The 16658-nt window shown below is 62.4% G+C and carries 14 protein-coding genes and 1 pseudogene; 10 read left to right on the top strand and 5 right to left on the bottom strand.

The genetic code is table 11. The annotated features are described in order from the left end of the window. Window positions 1-605: 605 nt before the first annotated feature. Entirely contained in the window at window positions 606-1892 is a 1287-nt protein-coding gene (locus ABZ664_RS22065) for a DNA methyltransferase (protein ID WP_362512782.1), read from the top strand. 28 nt (window positions 1893-1920) lie between these two features. After that, window positions 1921-2400 carry a hypothetical protein gene (locus tag ABZ664_RS22060; protein WP_362512779.1) on the top strand — a complete coding sequence of 160 codons (480 nt, stop codon included), beginning with the start codon at window positions 1921-1923 and terminating at the stop codon, window positions 2398-2400. A gap of 366 nt (window positions 2401-2766) precedes the next feature. Here ABZ664_RS22060 and ABZ664_RS22055 read toward each other — a convergent pair whose 3' ends face one another. From ABZ664_RS22055 to ABZ664_RS22045, 3 genes are read right to left on the bottom strand one after another with little or no spacing between them, the layout of a single operon-like run. After that, the gene (locus ABZ664_RS22055; RefSeq protein WP_362512774.1) at window positions 2767-2976 is read right to left on the bottom strand and encodes a DUF397 domain-containing protein; all 210 of its coding nucleotides are present in this window, start codon (window positions 2974-2976) and stop codon (window positions 2767-2769) included. A gap of 23 nt (window positions 2977-2999) precedes the next feature. Continuing rightward, on the bottom strand, window positions 3000-3209 hold the full coding sequence (locus tag ABZ664_RS22050) for a DUF397 domain-containing protein (RefSeq protein ID WP_362512771.1): 210 nt from the start codon (window positions 3207-3209) through the stop codon (window positions 3000-3002). A 16-nt stretch (window positions 3210-3225) separates the two neighbouring features. Further along, window positions 3226-4119 (bottom strand): helix-turn-helix transcriptional regulator, encoded by an 894-nt coding sequence (locus ABZ664_RS22045; protein WP_362513017.1) that lies wholly within the window; start codon window positions 4117-4119, stop codon window positions 3226-3228. 355 nt (window positions 4120-4474) lie between these two features. Between ABZ664_RS22045 and ABZ664_RS22040 the strand changes: the two genes are divergently transcribed. The 8 genes and pseudogenes from ABZ664_RS22040 to ABZ664_RS22005 all read left to right on the top strand — a co-directional run bounded on the left by ABZ664_RS22040 (window position 4475) and on the right by ABZ664_RS22005 (window position 14911). Further along, a complete protein-coding gene (locus ABZ664_RS22040; RefSeq protein ID WP_362512768.1) occupies window positions 4475-4945 on the top strand; it encodes an ATP-binding protein in 471 nt (156 codons plus the stop codon). Continuing rightward, on the top strand, window positions 4942-5103 hold the full coding sequence (locus ABZ664_RS22035; protein ID WP_362512765.1) for a hypothetical protein: 162 nt from the start codon (window positions 4942-4944) through the stop codon (window positions 5101-5103). The genes ABZ664_RS22040 and ABZ664_RS22035 overlap by 4 nt, the downstream gene beginning before the upstream one ends. A gap of 5 nt (window positions 5104-5108) precedes the next feature. Further along, on the top strand, window positions 5109-5651 hold the full coding sequence (locus ABZ664_RS22030; RefSeq protein WP_362512762.1) for an NUDIX domain-containing protein: 543 nt from the start codon (window positions 5109-5111) through the stop codon (window positions 5649-5651). A 571-nt stretch (window positions 5652-6222) separates the two neighbouring features. Then, entirely contained in the window at window positions 6223-11082 is a 4860-nt protein-coding gene (locus tag ABZ664_RS22025; RefSeq protein ID WP_362512758.1) for a DNRLRE domain-containing protein, read from the top strand. Between the two features lie 84 nt (window positions 11083-11166). Then, window positions 11167-12321: a DUF6461 domain-containing protein gene (locus tag ABZ664_RS22020; RefSeq protein ID WP_362512755.1), complete on the top strand. Its 1155-nt coding sequence runs from the start codon at window positions 11167-11169 to the stop codon at window positions 12319-12321. Between the two features lie 232 nt (window positions 12322-12553). After that, window positions 12554-12772: pseudogene (locus ABZ664_RS22015) on the top strand (transposase domain-containing protein); the annotation flags it as partial. A 386-nt stretch (window positions 12773-13158) separates the two neighbouring features. Further along, window positions 13159-14271, top strand: coding sequence for a DUF6461 domain-containing protein (locus ABZ664_RS22010; protein ID WP_362512752.1), 1113 nt, complete (start codon window positions 13159-13161; stop codon window positions 14269-14271). A gap of 13 nt (window positions 14272-14284) precedes the next feature. After that, on the top strand, window positions 14285-14911 hold the full coding sequence (locus ABZ664_RS22005; RefSeq protein ID WP_362512749.1) for a hypothetical protein: 627 nt from the start codon (window positions 14285-14287) through the stop codon (window positions 14909-14911). Here ABZ664_RS22005 and ABZ664_RS22000 read toward each other — a convergent pair. Further along, window positions 14908-15753: a hypothetical protein gene (locus ABZ664_RS22000; RefSeq protein ID WP_362512744.1), complete on the bottom strand. Its 846-nt coding sequence runs from the start codon at window positions 15751-15753 to the stop codon at window positions 14908-14910. The genes ABZ664_RS22005 and ABZ664_RS22000 overlap by 4 nt on opposite strands. A 401-nt stretch (window positions 15754-16154) precedes the next feature. After that, complete coding sequence (locus ABZ664_RS21995; RefSeq protein ID WP_362512741.1) at window positions 16155-16598, bottom strand: hypothetical protein; 444 nt, start codon at window positions 16596-16598, stop codon at window positions 16155-16157. Between the last annotated feature and the right edge of the window lie 60 nt (window positions 16599-16658).

The following is a 16658-nucleotide window of genomic DNA, read 5'->3' as shown; positions in this document are numbered from 1 at the left end:
CCTTCTGTGTTGCCGGTCCTATATCGTATGGTCACGTGCCGTTGAATTCCGTGTTTAGCAATAAAATGCGGTCATCTGGGAGAGAGGGTTGGACCGCACGGGACAGAATGCGATTCGGTGTGCGCGCGGCCCGTGGCCGGCGAACAAAATTCGGACGCCTGTCCGACCAGTCGACGACCAGGCGGATCCGCCCGGTGATGGTCACCCTGTGGTGGTGGCGGGGTGCCTCTGTCGTTTGGCGCTCCCGGTCGGGTTCGCCGTTGGTGCGGGTCGCCGAACTCTCCGAGGGCAGGGTCGGCAGGGCGAGAAGCGGCGCTCGGCCGGTAACCCGATCAAGGGTGCGCCGCGTCACACTGTTGAATATTAGACCGCTTCTGCCTGCATGTGAACTAAGCGCACTGATATTTTTTATGTGGACATGCAGCACATGTATGGCGTACAGTCCAGTTCGCGCCCTTGACGGAACGGTCCCAGGGCGATCGACTTTGCAGGTCCTTTACCCCCGCCGTCCCCCGACCGGTAACCCCTCCCCCGATGATCACATCTCCTCGATCACGGAACGACGGCCCGAGCGCGGGAACGGCGAGGGAGCCCGTCGGCGAGGAGTGAATGGTGACGAGCGCGCCCCCCTGAGCGCGACAGAGGAACGGCCGACCATCGGAGCCCTGGTGGAGGTCCGCGGCCAGCGCTGGGTGGTCGGCGAGGTCGACGACGTCGCCTCGCTCGGGGCCGCCGAACTGGCCGACGCGGTGAGCAAGAAAGCGGACAGGGCCGAGCTGGTCGCCCGTGAACAGCGCCGCAGATGGCTCGCCACCGACCAGGTTCACGGCTCCTTTGACCGCCACCCGATTCACTGGCCGTTGGCCTTTCCCGAGGTCTTCGCGAGCCATGTCACTGAGATCTCAGAAAACGGGGAGTCCCTGCGTCAGCCGAAAGCGGATGGCCCCGGCTTTGACGCGATCATCGGGAACCCGCCTTTTCTGGGAGGTCAGAAGCTCACCGGGACGATGGGGGTCGCCTATCGGGAGTATTTGGTCGAGGCGATAGGCCGTGGGGCTCGGGGAAGCGCCGACCTGGTCGCCTATTTTCTGCTTCGGGCTCATGACCTGCTGAACAAGGGCGGGCAGGCCGGGCTTATCGCGACCAACACGCTCGCTCAGGGGGACACCCGTGAGGTAGGACTCGACCAGCTTGTACAGGGCGGGGTGGCCATCAGGCAGGCGGTGAAGAGCAAGCCGTGGCCGTCGAGGAGCGCGGTGCTTGAATACTGCGTGGTGTGGAGCAGTCGGGTTCAGCCCGGTGCCGGTGCCGGTGCCAAACGTTTCGCAGATGGGGTTGAGGTCCCGGCGATCACACCTTCGCTTGACCCCATGTCCCGGGTGACGGGCAACCCCCGCCGACTGCTGGCGAATACGGGGAGGTCGTTCCAGGGCTCAAACATCCTTGGCCTTGGCTTCACGATGGAACCTGACGCCGCGCGAGCGATGATCGAGAGGGACCCCCGCAACAGAGAGGTTCTTTTCCCCTATCTCAATGGGCAGGATCTGAACTCTCGTCCGGACACCTCAGGAAGTCGCTGGGTCATCAATTTTCGGGATTGGGAAAAGGGTGCGGCTGAAACGTATGCCCAGGTTCTGGAGAAGGTGAAACCTGAGCGCGACGCGAACAAATACAGCAAGACGGCACGTGATCGATGGTGGCTGTTTGAGCGCGCGCGACCGGAACTTTATGGTGCTATCGCGGGATTACGGCAGGTGGTCGTGATCACGCTAGTAAGCAAGGTTGTGATGCCGGTGATGGTGCCGACTGGGCAGGTGTTCTCGCACATGCTTGGTGTCTTCGCGACTGATGACACGGCGATGCTGGCGCTGCTGTCGAGCGCACCGCACTAACTGGTGGGCGCGTGCGCGTGCGTCGTCGATGAAAGCGGATCTCCGCTACACCCCCTCAGATGTCTTTGAGACGCTGCCCCTCCCCGAGCTGACAGAAGAGATGAGGAACCTCGGCAATCGGCTCGACACCTTCCGCCGTGACCTCATGCTCTCCCGCCAAGCCGGTCTCACCGCGACCTACAACCTGGTCAACGACCCCAAGTGCGAAGACGAGGACATCGCCGAGCTTCGTCGTATCCACCAGGCCATTGACGAGGCGGTCTGCCGGGCCTACGGCTGGGATGACTTGATCCCCCAGCTCGACCACGATCACCACAGTGTGGGCCGGGAGATCCGCTACACGGTCGGTCCCGGCGTACAGCGGGAGCTGGTGAACCGGCTGCTGGAGCTCAACCACGCCCGCTATGCGGAAGAGGTCGCCCAGGGCCTGCACGACAAGGCCGCCAAGAAGAGCACCCGGAGCAAGCCCAAACCCAAGGCGATCACCGACCAGGAGGACCTGTTCTGACAGGGGGGCAGGCGCTTGGCCTCCGCGCCTCTGAAGATGCCTTAAAGCGCTTGTCCGATCACTGCTGGTGAGGCACGCTGGGGAGTGCCGCGCCCCCGGTGGGCGTTGGAAGTGAGGCCGGGACTACCGATGGAATCGGGCGCCCGGCCTTCGCGTTCCCCCCTCAATCGAGGAGGATCAGACGGACTCGCTCGGCCAAGAGTTCGAAGCTGGACGTTTGTCCATCCAGCCACCATGTGGTGGCTCCAGCAACGGCGTCAGCGTTCCAAAAAAGCGGCTCTTCCGTTGGCTGCTGCCATGTGACCTTGATGTTTTCCGACAGGGCGATCAGAGAGCGCCCTGTCGGTTTTGGTGTCTTCGGGGCGGTTAGAAAATGATGTCGAAGTCGCCGTTTTTGATGCCTTGAGTGAAGGTAGTCCACTGGATGCGGGGGAAGACGAGGGTGCCGCCGTCGCGGTTCTTGGTGTCGCGGACGGCGACGTGGTTGCCGACGAAGGCCGTCTCGACACAGCTTGCGCCTTCGCCGCTGAGGCTGCTCTTGTGCCAGCGTGCTTGGGAGAGGTCAGGTTTCCGCATTCTGTGTCCTCGGTGGGTGGGGGTTAGGGGAGGGTGTCGAGGTTGCCGTTCTTGATGCCTCCGATGAAGGCGTTCCACTCGGTACGGCTGAAGATGAGGGTGCCGCCGTCGCGGTCTTTGGTGTCGCGGACGGCGACGTCGTTGCCGACGAAGGCCATCTCGACGCAGCTCGGGCCGCTGCCGCTGAGGCTGCTCTTGCGCCAGCTTGCGCCAGATAGATCTGGCTTCTGCATATCTTGCTTCCTTCCTCTATCGATCTTCGCGTAGAGATGTGAGGAGTGCTGCCGTATCTGTGGGGCTGAGTGCTATCGCGCGAAGATGCTCACAGATGTGGTTGTACTGTCGGATATCGGCCTCTTTTTCAAAGAACAGATCGCCGGCCATGCTGTCAATGTGAATTACGTCGGAGCCCTCAGCGTCGAACTTCAAGACGATGAAGCTGCCGGGCATTCCGGGGTGGGCTCCGGCGGAGAACGGGATGACCTGGACGGTGATGTGCGGGCGCTGGGCTTGCTGGAGAAGGTGTGTGAGCTGGGCGCGCATGATGGCGTCACTGCCGACGGTTCGGTGCAGGGCGGCCTGGTCGATGATCGCCCAAAGTCGCAGGGGTGCCTCGTGCTCAAGAAGAGCCTGGCGCTGCATTCTGGCGGTGACGAAGCTGTCGACCTCTGCTTCGGGGGCGGTTGGTAGCACGCCTTGGATCACCGCCTGCGCGTAGTCCTCGGTTTGCAGCAGGCCAGGGATGAACAGCGACTCGTAGTTGATGGCCTGCTGGGCCTCGGCCTCCAAGCCGATGTAGGCGCTGTACTTGTCGGGAAGATTTGCTTCGAGGCCGTGCAGCCATCCGCGCTGCTTCGCTTCCTTCTGCAGCGCCACCAGGTCGGTGCGTTGGCTGCCGGTGACGCCGTAGGCGTCGAGCAGGGTGTTGAGTGTTCGGAGCTGCGGTTTGGTCTTGGCCGTTTCGATTCGGTGGAGCGTAGCGAGGTTGACGTCGGTCTTCTCGGTCACCTCGGCCTGGGAGAGTCCGGCTTCCTGGCGGAGGCGGCGTAGCTCGGCTGCCAGGCGCCGTAGACGTACCGTCGGCGGTTGACGCTTGGTGCGTGGCAGGGGTGTAACCGCTCCCAACTCATCTTTCTCCTGCATCTTCAGCACCTTTCTGGACTATGCGGGCAGTGTAAGAACCTGCATTGCATTTACTTACAGTGATGATGCATGCTCTCTCCGTGAGCATTCCAGGCGGGGCTCCCGCCGGAAGGCAAAACGAAGGATTTCCCCAGACGGCCGGGCGGACAATTTTCCCTCTCGGTGCGGCCCACCCCGTATCGGGTGCCCGCCCGGCCTCAGCGGTACGACCGGCGATACAACTGCGACGCTCCCCGGCCGTACTCCCATAGGACCGGCACCGTGCCCCCTCGTCCCCCGTGAGGGAGTGCGGCGTCCCCGGCCGCGCGAACGGTGCCGGTCCTATGTCCGACGTACCAACCAGGAGCGAGGGAAAATGACCGATGTCGCCAGCAGCACGCAGTACCTCAAACTCTCCCTCTTCCCGACCTCGCCCTACTACGCCCGGGTCCACGTCCGGCGCGTACTGGAGAGCTGGCGCCGGGACGACCTGATCGAGACCGCCCAGCTCATCGTCTCCGAGCTGGTCTCCAACGCGATCACCGCGCACGCCGTGTGCCCCGAGGCCGCCAAGGCGATCCCGCACGCCGACCCGGACCAGATCTGGATGGACGTCTACCGGATGGGCGAGACCGTTGTACTCCGCGTCTGGGACGCCAGCCCGCTCACCCCGGTCGTCCGCGATCCCGGCCCCGACGACGAGAACGGCCGCGGCCTGCACCTCGTCGAGCTCCTCGCCACCGACTGGGGTTACTACCGCCCCACCCCCGGCGGCAAGATCGTCTGGTGCACCCTGGCACCCCCACCTCCCGAAGAGCGGGAAGGAACGATCCAACCGCACCGATGAGAGAACGGCCTTCGCCGTTCGTCCTCCTGGCCCAGGACGAGAGGCTCGCCAGGATCGGAAAGCTCACCCGTGGAGACCTCGCACCCGGTATGCATGAGGTCTCTGCGGCCGACCGTGCCGCTGTCGCGACGATCCGGCTCTCCTACGTCAACAGGTGATCGACTTGGCCATCACGGCAGACCACATCCGCGCCGTCATCGGCGACTACCTCGACGCGTACCCCGAGGACAAGCAGAGCCTCGCCCCGGCCCTGGAACTGCTCGACGACGGCGCGGACATCACGACCCGCAAGGAGTTCCGCGGCCACGCGACCGCCGCCGCGATCCTCGCCGACCCCGACGGGCGGATCCTGCACATCCGCCACCTCGCCCTGGACTGCTGGCTGCCGCCCGGCGGTCACCTGGAGGCATCCGACACCACCCTCCTGGACGCGGCCCTGCGCGAGCTCTCCGAGGAGACCGGCATCCTCACCGCCGCCGTCACCCCGGCCGGGGAGCGTCCCCTGCACATCGACATCCACCCCATTCCCGCCAACTCGGCCAAGGGCGAGCCGGACCACCGGCACATCGACTTCCGCTTCCTCCTGCACACCGACGGCGCGATCGGCCGGCTCCAGACCGAAGAGGTCACCGCCGCCGCCTGGCACGAACCCGACAGCATCGGCGACCCCATCCTGAGACAACGCGTCATCCAAGCCCTTCGCTGAGCCGCTCCGGCCGAGTTTGGTGAGTGCTCTCCGCTTTCGTTAAGGGACACGCACATTGGTCCGTAAAGCATCGATGCTGTCGACCGAATCGTTCAAGGGCGGTGAGTATAGACATGGCGGCCGACATTTTCCCCCATATTTTTGGCCGACCTACGATGGTTGAGGTCGATGTAGCTTTTGGGGTGGGAGAACAAGGCGCTGATTCATTTCTCTCTTCCCGTTAATCCCGATGGGTAAGGGCCTCCATGCGGCCCAAAAATACGGAAGGTGATGCATCTGTTACGTATGTGACATGCCCGATTATCCGGTGACTGTGACCTCTCTCTTTACTTGTGAATCCGTCGCATGTGAAGATCACTCCGGCCCAAGACCGTTTACCGGAAAGGTCGGAGTGAAACCGCAGAAACCAAAACCCGGAGTTCTGTCCCGTAACCATTGCCGAGCCTCACTGATGGTCGCGGTAGGGATGTCCGCCTCCCTCCTGGTGACCCCCGCCGCAGCCGCCCCCACCCCCGCGCCCACCTCTGCTGTGCCCGTGTCGCGACCGGCCGCCGCTCCTGACCCGGTGGAGGTGGCCCAGCAGGAAGCCAAACGGCAGAACAAACAGGTCGAGATCGAGACCCTGCACACCGAGAACTCCACCACGGTCACCACCGGCGACGGTAAGACACTGGGCACCTATGTCTACAGCCGGCCCGTCCGCGTCAAACGAGACGGCATCTGGAAGAAGATCGACACGACGCTGATCGTGGAGAACGGGGTCGTCAGGCCCCGGATGGTCAAACTGGACATCAGCCTGTCCGATGGTGGTGACACCGATCTGCTGACCGCCAGAGGCGAGACGCTGGGTACCGAAAAGGACAAGGCCGGAGAGGTGAAGATCTCCGCACCGGGCCAGTTGCCCACGCCGAAGCTGTCGGGCAACCGGGCGGTGTACGAATCCGTCTACGGCCGGGGTGTCGATCTGGTGGTCACCGTGACGGAGACCGGGTTCCATCAGGAGATCGTGATCCGGGAACGGCCTGCAGGGCAGCTGAAGCTGCCGGTCTCGGTCGATCTGCCCGCAGGGATGGAGTACGGAAAGACCTCCGCGGGCAAGGCCGCCGTGCTGGCCGGTGACAAGCCGGTGGCTGATCTGGCCTCGGTGCGGATGCTGGACGCCACGGCGGCCGAGGCTCCCGGGTCCGGTCGCATGGGTGCGGCGACGGCCTCGGTCCAGGACAAGCCGGGCGGGCCGGTCGTGGTGTTGTCCCCGGACGCGGGATTTCTCGCCGACCCTCAGGTCGCCTACCCGGTGACGCTGGCCGCGGCAGATTCGGAGTGGTACGGCGCTGGTTATCCGGACGACACGTTCATCAACAACAAGACCTGGGGTACGGGTGGCCCCAACCAGCACATGTTCAAGCTGCTGGTGGGCAACGGCGGCAACGCCGTCTCCAACGGTCCGACCAACGACCCGAGCACTGTGTGGCGCAGCTATCTGCGCTTCGACCTGACCGGCGCCCCGTTCATGGGCCGGCCGATCCTCAACGCCGACCTGCGGCCGTGGAACTACCGCTCCCACGCCTGCGGCGACGAAAAGGGCGACATCGTCGTACGCCGCATCACCAGCAACTGGTCGATCAACTCGCTGAGCTGGAGCAACCAGCCCACGGTGACCACCAGCGGACAGGGCACCAAGGGCAGCGCCGTCGGTGATCACTGTTCAGGAAACCTGACGTCCCGAGACGTGTACTACACCATCGAAGACATCGTCCGGGATTGGGCCGCCGGCCAGCCCAACTACGGTCTGCGCGTGGGGGCCTTGCAAGAGGGCGGTGTCATCAACTGGCGCGAGTTCCGCTCGGCCAACTACACCGACTTCGACGGACACCCCCCGTACCTCTACGTCAAGTACGAGGAGCCCACGCCAGAGCCCGAGATCAAGGGCATCTTCATGCCCTATAAGGAAAACCCGACTGTCGGAGACGCTCTGGACGACACGTTCACCTCTGAGACGATGCCGGTCGCACCGCTGGTAACCGAGGAACAGTCTCAGGCAGAACGCGAGAACGCCGACGCCTACTTCATGGAGGACTCCTCCGTCGGCTTCAATGTTCCCGACGATATGACCCGGGAAGAGTGGCTGGACTCCATCGGAGCCGTGCACACTCCAGAGCCTGACCCGTCTCCATCTCCCACCGGGCCGGATACGGCGCCGCCGACGATTCTTGGGACAAGTCCAGAGGGTGATGATGTCGACGTGGCGATCAACACTCAGGTGAGGACCTCCTTCGATGAACCGGTCACGGGGGCTCAGGTAACGGTAAAGGATTCCGTAGGTGCACCTGTTCCGGGCACTTCGAAGATGGAGATATCGAGCACGGTGCTGGCTTTTACACCGGCACAGCCGTTGGCCCTGAACACCCGCTATACCGCTGAGGTGAGCGGCGCCAAGGACATAGCGGGCAACACCATGCCAACTCCGCACACATGGTCGTTCACCACCGGACAGGAGCCTGAGCCCACTCCCACACCCACGCCGACGGATCCGCCGGTCGAGCACACGATCTCGTTGCCGGTACAGACGGACACCTGGGTCGATGATGAGGGATCAACAGGTCCCGGCGGACCGACACTGTGGGTAGGGGCGTACCAGGGGATCATCGAGCGAACTTATCTGAAGTTCGACACGTCGTCTCTGACGGGTAAAACCATCACCAACGCCAAGCTGGAGCTGTGGAACACCGATGTCTACGGCTGCGGCAGTGGCAACTCGGGCATCAAGGCGCAGAGAGTTACTACCGCCTGGAATGCGAACACGCTGACCTGGGCCAACCAGCCTGCGGCTGTCAGTGACGGTGAGGTGATCGCCACTGATCCAGGCGGATGTGTCGGTGAGCAGCCTGACGGTGTCACCTGGACCTGGCAGGTGACCGGCGCGGTGCGGGCATGGGCATCGGGCCAGAACAACCACGGTCTGCTGCTTCGCGGGGTTGACGAATCCTCCTCGGCTCCGCTGTACGACCGCGGTTATCAGTCAGCCGAGACAGAGGACGAGGATGCTCACCCGCCTGTGCTGAAGGTTACCTACACCGACGGTACGGGCCCTGGTGCGACACCTACCCCGACGCCCACCAGCGGGCCGGACAGGACTGCGCCGACCGTGATAGAGGTGAGCCCGGCTGACGGGGACGAGGATGTTCCAGCCAACACACCGATAAAGGTGACCTTCAGCGAACCGGTCGCCGAAGCCCAGATCACACTGACGGACCTCATATGGGAGGAAGAAGTAACAGGCAGCGCGGTGGCATCCTCTGGTAACACGGTGCTGACCTTTACGCCAAGTGCCCCATTGAGCTGGAGTTATTACGAGGCAGAAGTGAGCGGTGCCAAGGACGCGGCGGGCAACACAATGGCGGTCCCGTACACATGGGGATTCATCGCCGCCGACTCGACGCCAACACCGACGCCGACGGCACCTGCGTGTACGTATCAGACATGGAGCGCCAGCAAGTTCTACTCACAAGGCACCAGGGTCACTTGGAAGGGCCATTCCTGGGAAGCCATATCCTCGTGGCCGTCCGGGAAAGAGCCCGGATCGAGCGGATCGAGCGGAGACTGGCGGGACCTGGGCGCTTGCAGCGGCGCGCCCTCCGGTGCCTCGACATCAGCGCGGACAGAAAGCCGGCCCGCTGTGACGAAACGTGATGTCAGACCAGCCATCGGCGAGCTGTGGACGCGCCCGTTCACCACGAAGGACGGCAGTGCGGTCACGTCAACGACGACGCCGCATCTCATGGCGAAAGCGTCCGATCCACTGCGGCGTCGCTCGACTATGGAGGTGGAGCTGGTTCACGACCCCAAGGTGCCATCACAGGGACGGGGATTGATCTGGTCCGGGGCCGTCACAAACGTGTTCTCTGGATCCACCGGAACCCTTCAGGTGCCAAAGGGAAAACTGAAGGCCGGTTGGAAGGTGCGCTGGCGCGCCCGCGTAACCGCTGAGGGCTCATCCGGTACCTGGTCGACCTGGCAGGATATAGGTGTCGAAACAGCTGAGCCGACGAGGTCACGATTACTGGTTACGCCGCTCGCGCGGGCATCCACCGACACTTCACTACAGAACCAGGCCGCAGCCGCGCAGAAGTTTCCCTACGAACATGTGGATTGGGACGACTGTGAATCCATGGTGAAAGAACCGAACCGGCCAGGGATGCAGGGGCAGCTGAACCGGCAGGCGTTCCAATACAAGAATTCGTTCAGCATGTGCTATGCCATGTGGATCGGTGAGAGGGACGAGGACGACGAGGTCGATCGCTCAACGCCTCTCCTCAGCAGTGTCAAGTGGAGTGCCCGGCTGACGATGCTCGTCCACACCTACGTGGGTAAGGCGAAGAAAAACACCCAGGCGCGGGACATGCCGGCCGGGGTGAACAGTCGCCAGTTTAAAATATTTACGCGTGTCGATCAGGTCGAGCTGATTGACAGTGACTGGAGCGATCGGCTCGTACGAATCGGTTTCGGAGAGAAGGGAAGGAGTTGCACCTCCTCCTTCAAGCAGGGAGGAGTGGCGAGAGACGGGAAGAATGGCCGTGAGGCCACGATAGCCCAGTGGCGTGACGGCGGTATTTTCGAGATGACTTTCAATGTCCCATGGGATGGCCTGCCGCACGACGACAAGATGAGCACTTGTTCACTGAATCCATGGATCAAGTACACGACCAACCCCGAGGTTATGGACAGCTACTTCCAGCTGAATCCCCGTAACGCCAAGGGGAGGAACTGGCTACAGTCGATCACTTGCGACAGTGCCGACTGGATCAAGGCATACAGCGGTGGCTGTGTCGTGGACTCCGTCCGTCCAGTCTTCATCCTCAATGCCAACGAGATGAAGAATGGCAAGTACAAGGTGAAGGAAACTGCAACACATATTTATGACGCGCTTTATGATTCCAGTAACACAGATCCGGCCCGTGGAACGAACAAAAATATCCCTGGCCGCTTCGACCCAAAAAAGTACGGATGTGACGCATCGGGTTGCCTGCACAGAACGAGACAGGAGACGTTGGTCAACGGAAATCGGACGGAAGCGATCCGGGCTTGTCGCGTGGTGAAACCCGGCTACAAAAAACCGGACAGTTGCGATGAGTTCCCCTTCGCCAGCACCCACGAGGGAGCAAAACGGCCTGGAAAGAACTTCTCGGCGAGAATCGTTGCTCTGGCCGACAACTGTGCTGCGGGCACCAGGCTCGGGGCATGGTACAGGCGTCACCGCATCCGTGAAAACACGCCTTTCTGGGTTGACATCATCGCCTTCGGAGCTTCGCTTCCTCAAAGCGGCGCTACCGGAATAGTGGCGACCGAAGCCACCCCTGAAGAACTCGAAGAAATCGATGGCTGCACCATCGACGGCGTCGGAGACAATGTGGCTGGACCCATCGTCCCCTAAATTCGTAGTGCGGTGCGGGGAAGGCGAAGCCTGCCCCGCACTGTTCATGTCCCCCTGGTCGACCATGGAGAACAGAGCCCACTGATGAGTGTGATCTTCAACGCGTACGAGGACGTCCGTGACATTTTTCCCGATCCGGTATCCGTCACCTGGGTCAAAGGGGCGGACATCGACCGCGTGGTCCATGAGTTCGGTGGAGACTCCGTGGAGGTCTCCGAGATGACGTGGAGCGTCGACAATGAGGTGCTGGAGAGCGTCGGCGGGATTTTCCTCATCACGTCGGAGGGCGGTTGGACGGTGATCATCGAACCTGCGAGCTGCAGGGGTGCTGACTCCGGACTACTGGCCGACCTGTCGGAGTATGGAGAGGCCCTCAACCTCTTCTGGACGGTCAACCATCTGGCATATCTCTCCTACGCCGCCGAAGGCCGGGAGGTGGCGTCCTTCGAGCCTCTCGCCCCGGAGTCGATTGGCGACTCGCCGGACGCGGTGGCCTGGCTACGCGGTCTTTCCGTAACAACTGAGCAGTGGCAGAAGGACTGGAAGGCCGCCGCCTTCGCGGTGGGAGAGGAGGTTTCCGGAATCCGTCTCGATCGGGCCTGGCTTGAACGGCAGCGCTGGAAAGTCGTCACCCGGCAGGGAGAGCCGGTGGAAGACGACTCCGAGGAGGACGGGCAGGTCGTTTTAGGGCCGTTCAGCCAAGGCGATCACGGCCTGTTCCTGCGGGAGGACATGCTCGGGTTTCTCGCCGGCGACTTCACAGTCGCGTGCATCGCCGCCGATCCTGTGCCGGGAAACCTCCGAAGGATCGTACTGATCACGTCGCAGGAGGCCCTGCGGAAGGCGGGGATCGCCGATCCCCGAGTGGACGAGGCACTCATGGCAATCGCCGATGGAAATGGAAAGCGAGGCAAGCGAGGTCAGCGTATTCAGCAGTTCCGCGACGAGTTCGACAGCATGGCCACGCGGTATCGAGAGAAGGCACAGGAGGTCGCAGGCCAGGAGGGTACGTCCCTCTCCCTTACCCGTGATACGAAGGCCGGGCGGCTGATGATCGGCTACCATGCCGTCCGGACGCTGGCGGCGGCACTGAATCCAGATGTCGAGCGGGCTGTGCAGGACGTGCTGACCGAGGCGAGGGTGCTGAGCCCTGTGTTCCCGAACGAGGAATACCCCCTGATGATGGAGACCTTTGACGCGATCCAGCGCTTCATCCGTACGGGGGAGACCGGACTGTGAACCTGACCAGGTGGATGAGCGCGGTAGGACGGACAGATTGAGCTTCCCCCAAGGCCGGGTAGTTAAGGCTTCGTTGGGAGATGCAAGCGGATCGTCGAGGGCTTGTGTCCTAGCCGGAACGTAGGCAACGCGGCTTCGTTGAGGCAGGTAGTCGACCAAGACGTCCTGCACGGAGCCGCGTTGTTCTCGTATTCTGCCTCCCCACTCGCCCTGATGACACTTTCCCCGGGAAATCACCGTGGCCGCGGGGCGGTTCGCCGCCGGTCATCTGGGCGCCCTGACCCCGTTCTTGCCCTTCGAACTGGTGGACGCCTTCCTGCAGGAGCATCGGGCACTCCAACGGCGGCTGCGGGACCTGCCGTCCGGTGTCGGGGTCTACTTCCTGCCGGCGATGTGCCTGTTCCCGGAAGTTAGATACCGGTTGGTGTGGCAGAAGATGACCTCCGGGCTCGGCGACAGCGTGCCCGCGCCAAATCCACGGGAGTGCCCGGCTCGGAACGCCCTGCCGGCGGCGAGTCTCGTCGACACGCTCAGGCTCGTCGTCGCCCCGGCCGTGACCGGTTCAGGACGGCGGCTGTTCGACCACCCGAGCCGACCCGTCGGCTTTCGACTCGTCCACCACGAGGTGACGGCGAAAGGCCTGCTGCTGCTTCAGTACGAGACCGCCGGCGCCGCCCCGACAGCGGAATACGAGGGCGTCACGGCCTTCGTCCAGCACGGTGACCGAAACCGAATAGTTCCGTGCCGCTGTCGCGGCGATCCGACTCTCCTACGTCAACAGGAGATCTGTCTCCGCGCCACCCCTTCTCGAAGAAATTCAACCAGAAGGAGATCGATGTGAGCACGGAATTCGACTTTTATAAAAGGACGATTCGCTCGCTGTTCAATGAGCCGGTCTGTGTCACCTGGACGAAAGGAGCTGATACTGGTTTCATTGCACGACAATTCGGCGGAGACGAAGAAGGTGTGAGCGAGGGGGAGTTCAACGATGTTTTCGAGGCATACGAGATGGACCTTGACGAGGGGGTGGTCCTCATCTCTCCAGCGGGGGAATGGACGCTGGCCGTGGAGGCGACCAGATATCTGGGCATCAAGCGCTCAAGCCTTGAATCGCTCTCAAGATCCGGCGAGGCGTTAAGCCTGGCGTGGAACGGTGAGGCACAGTTCGGTTATGCCGTCAACGGACGTTTATCCCGTCAGTTCGACCCATTTAACCAAGGCGCCGCTCACGCCGAGCCGGAATATCTCCATTGGGCGAGCGGCTATGGCGTCACGGTCGAAGACTGGCAGGAGAACTGGCTGGCCGCCGCCTTCACTGTAGCCGAGCGAATCTCCGGCGTCCGGATCGACCAGAGCTGGAAAGAACGGAGTCATCTGATACTCCGCATCGGCGACGCATCCGAGGACGAACAGGTCCCGGACCGTCCCGACCTGATCTTAAAAGAACAGATGTGGGAGACGGCCTCTCGTCACCCGCGCATCGCGGTCATCGCGGCCGACCCTTCCCCGGAGCGTATGAACGAGGTGAGCTTGATCACGGCCGAGTTGGCCGTAGGTGCCGCCGGCCTGGAAGGTCCTTTGATCGACAGGGCTCTCGGGGCGATCGGCCAAGGTTTTTGGGGTGCTCCGGTCAAGGAAATATACGATGAACTTGCCGTTATGGCAGCGGATTTCCTGGCGGCGGCCAGTGTCGCCCTGGAAGATGGCGTCGACGTTCTCATGCCGCCTATGAATACCGCTTGGGGGCGACTGTACATAAAACATTACGCGGTGAAGTCATTAATGGCGACCGTGGGGCTGGAAGGCCATTTCGGGCTGTCGCCAAGTCTGGAATACGCTAAGTTGGCGACCGCGAGCCGGCGCAGGTTAGGCGATACCTATGACCTCCTTTGTATGCTGCAGGCCATTGACTTCTATGTGGCCAACGGCGAAAATGCCATTTCGGGTTAATCGTTAATTTTCCGTGGCCGACAGAGAAAGCGATGGCGACATGGTCGGGCTGCTGCCTCTAGAGAATCAGTGGGACCTGCTGCGGGAATTCGGGCTGAGCAGTGGATTCGCTGGGATATGGGTCGAAGGCGACGACCCGGAGGAGTTGGTGCGACGGCTACGGGTGGATTCGGGCTCGCGCGTGGAGTGTGGTTTTGCCGAGGCGATGACCAGGTACGAGCGGTCCTTGGAGGACGAGATCGTCTGGATCGGATCCCATGCGCCGGGCTGGACCCACATCCTCTGGCTCAGTGGCTTTCATACGACCGCGGAGGCGAAGGTGCTCAGCACGGGAGGACGACGGTTACTCACCATGTTCTACAACGGAGGACTGACCGAGCTCGACCACCTGTACCTGTATCAGGACGGCGCGCTCGTCAATGAAATCGATCCGCCCTACATCGACGGCGCCCCGGTGAGCGTGCCCGAATATGCGGTGTATGCGGAAGGGCTTGAGCTGGAGTTCGACATATCCAGCACACAGGAATTGCATCTCCTTCTCTGCATGGCCGGGCGGATCACGGGACGCTTCCTCGACCGTGAATGGTTCGCGTCAACCCGGACCCTTTATCATGTTTCCGCCGAAGCTTGGGATTCTTAAAGGCGCCCGAAATCATATGAGCACGAGGGTCCTGTATACGGGTCAAGGGCCAGGCTTTTCGGTGCCGACCTCGATCTTTCGTGCGGACGGGCCCCTCTGGCCCCGTACTCGATGATCCGCGCTGCCGGTATCGTCGTCCGCGTTCTATACGGGGATGACCCTGGGGAGGCGGGGGCTGTCGTAATCTGGGCGAAGCCGGGATCGGGCAGGTCGGGCGGAGTCCACGGGCCGCTCTTGCTCCCGGCCCGCTCGTAGTCGTGCCGGTAGAAGGCGAGCACCTTCGTCTTCACCTCGTCTCCCGGCACGACGATCATGTCGCTGCCGTAGAGGTCGACGAAGGATTCGCGTTGGGCGGCCTGAATCTCTCGGGCCCGGGCGAGCTTCTCGGGGTTGCGGAAGACCAGCTCCGGATTCCTCAGCTGCAGGTCTCGTACGCCCGCGAGGGCGTCGGAGGCGTCCTCGGCGGGGAAGGCCGCCGATGCTCCGCTGATCATCCAGTCGTCACCCACGGGGACGATGCCGCCGACCATGACGACGCCCGGGGTGAGCTGTTCGACGCCCGCCGGGCCCATGTTGGAACGGATCCGGTAGGTCAGCTCGTCGATGTGGTTGACGGCCACGCAACCGTCATCGCCGTACGGCTCCTTGATCTCGAAGGCACCCTGTACGTAGTCCGTCCACGACAGCACGAGCGCCCGGTCCTCGCCGGTGAGTCGCTCGGCGAACATCTCGACCACGGTCTGCCCGCCGTCGAGCCGCTTGGTGAAGATGAAGGAGTCCAGAGCCGCCGAGAAGGTCATCTCGTCGTCGACGACGCCGCCGGGGAACGCTTCAAAGATCATGTCCCTGACGGCCCGACCGAACCGGGGTGACCATGCGTACTCCGACAACTCGCCCTTGAGATCCCCGGCCCGGCTCCATCGCGTCCATGACGTCCTCACAGTCCATCGGCGACCCCCCCAAGATACCGATGAGGTGCCGCGCCTACGCCGAGTCTGAACCCGTCTTGACGATTGGCTGTGAGGTTCTACCGCGAAGCCCTCGGGCTGGATTTGCCGCCACTTGAAGGTGGCCGGCGGCGGCGGTGAGGTGCCCGGCCGACCACTCCGTACCGATCCGAGCGGATCGAAGGATTACGGAGTGGCCGCCTATTGTCACGCGGATATCATCTGGGCCGGCGTTGGGCTCGGATCACTTGAACGCCATCCCGTTGATTGTCCAGGATGTTTCCATCGAGATCGTCTCAGTGGTCCAGCCAGAATTGGAGCTTGAGGAGAGTAAAACTGATGATTTTTGGCGTGAACTCTTCGTGGCCGAGAGCTTTGCGGTGGATTCTGACCTGCCAGGTGCTGTTCTCCCTGCCGAGGTCGAATTCTTCGCCGTAGGACACGTCTCCGGAATATTGTTCGACGGTGTGAATTTTTCCGGAGGTCAGATGCACGCTCCCGGACCAGGTCCTGTCCCAGGTGTTGATAACAGGTGGCGGCCCGTCCCAGAGCTCATATTTGACCATGCATCTTTCGCTGCTGATCTCTTTGATCACGATCCCGTCGTCGCCGGCGCCGATCCAGCCTTCCGTATCGGTGGGAATCTCATTAAGAACCCAGTTCTTTTTAACGTCTGCGACGCCGGACAGATACTTTTCTATCTCGTTCCGATCAAGGATTTCGGCGATAATGTTTGCCATGATCTTCCTGACGCTTCTGAGGTTAGGGGAAGAGTGAGAGGCAGGGCCTGCCTGAGTGCT

It is taken from the genome of Streptosporangium sp. NPDC006930, from assembly GCF_040635605.1.
In the GTDB taxonomy this organism is placed as follows: Bacteria; Actinomycetota; Actinomycetes; order Streptosporangiales; family Streptosporangiaceae; genus Streptosporangium.
The sequence above is the reverse complement of the archived record's forward strand: the minus strand, read 5'-3'. Positions and strand labels throughout refer to the sequence as shown.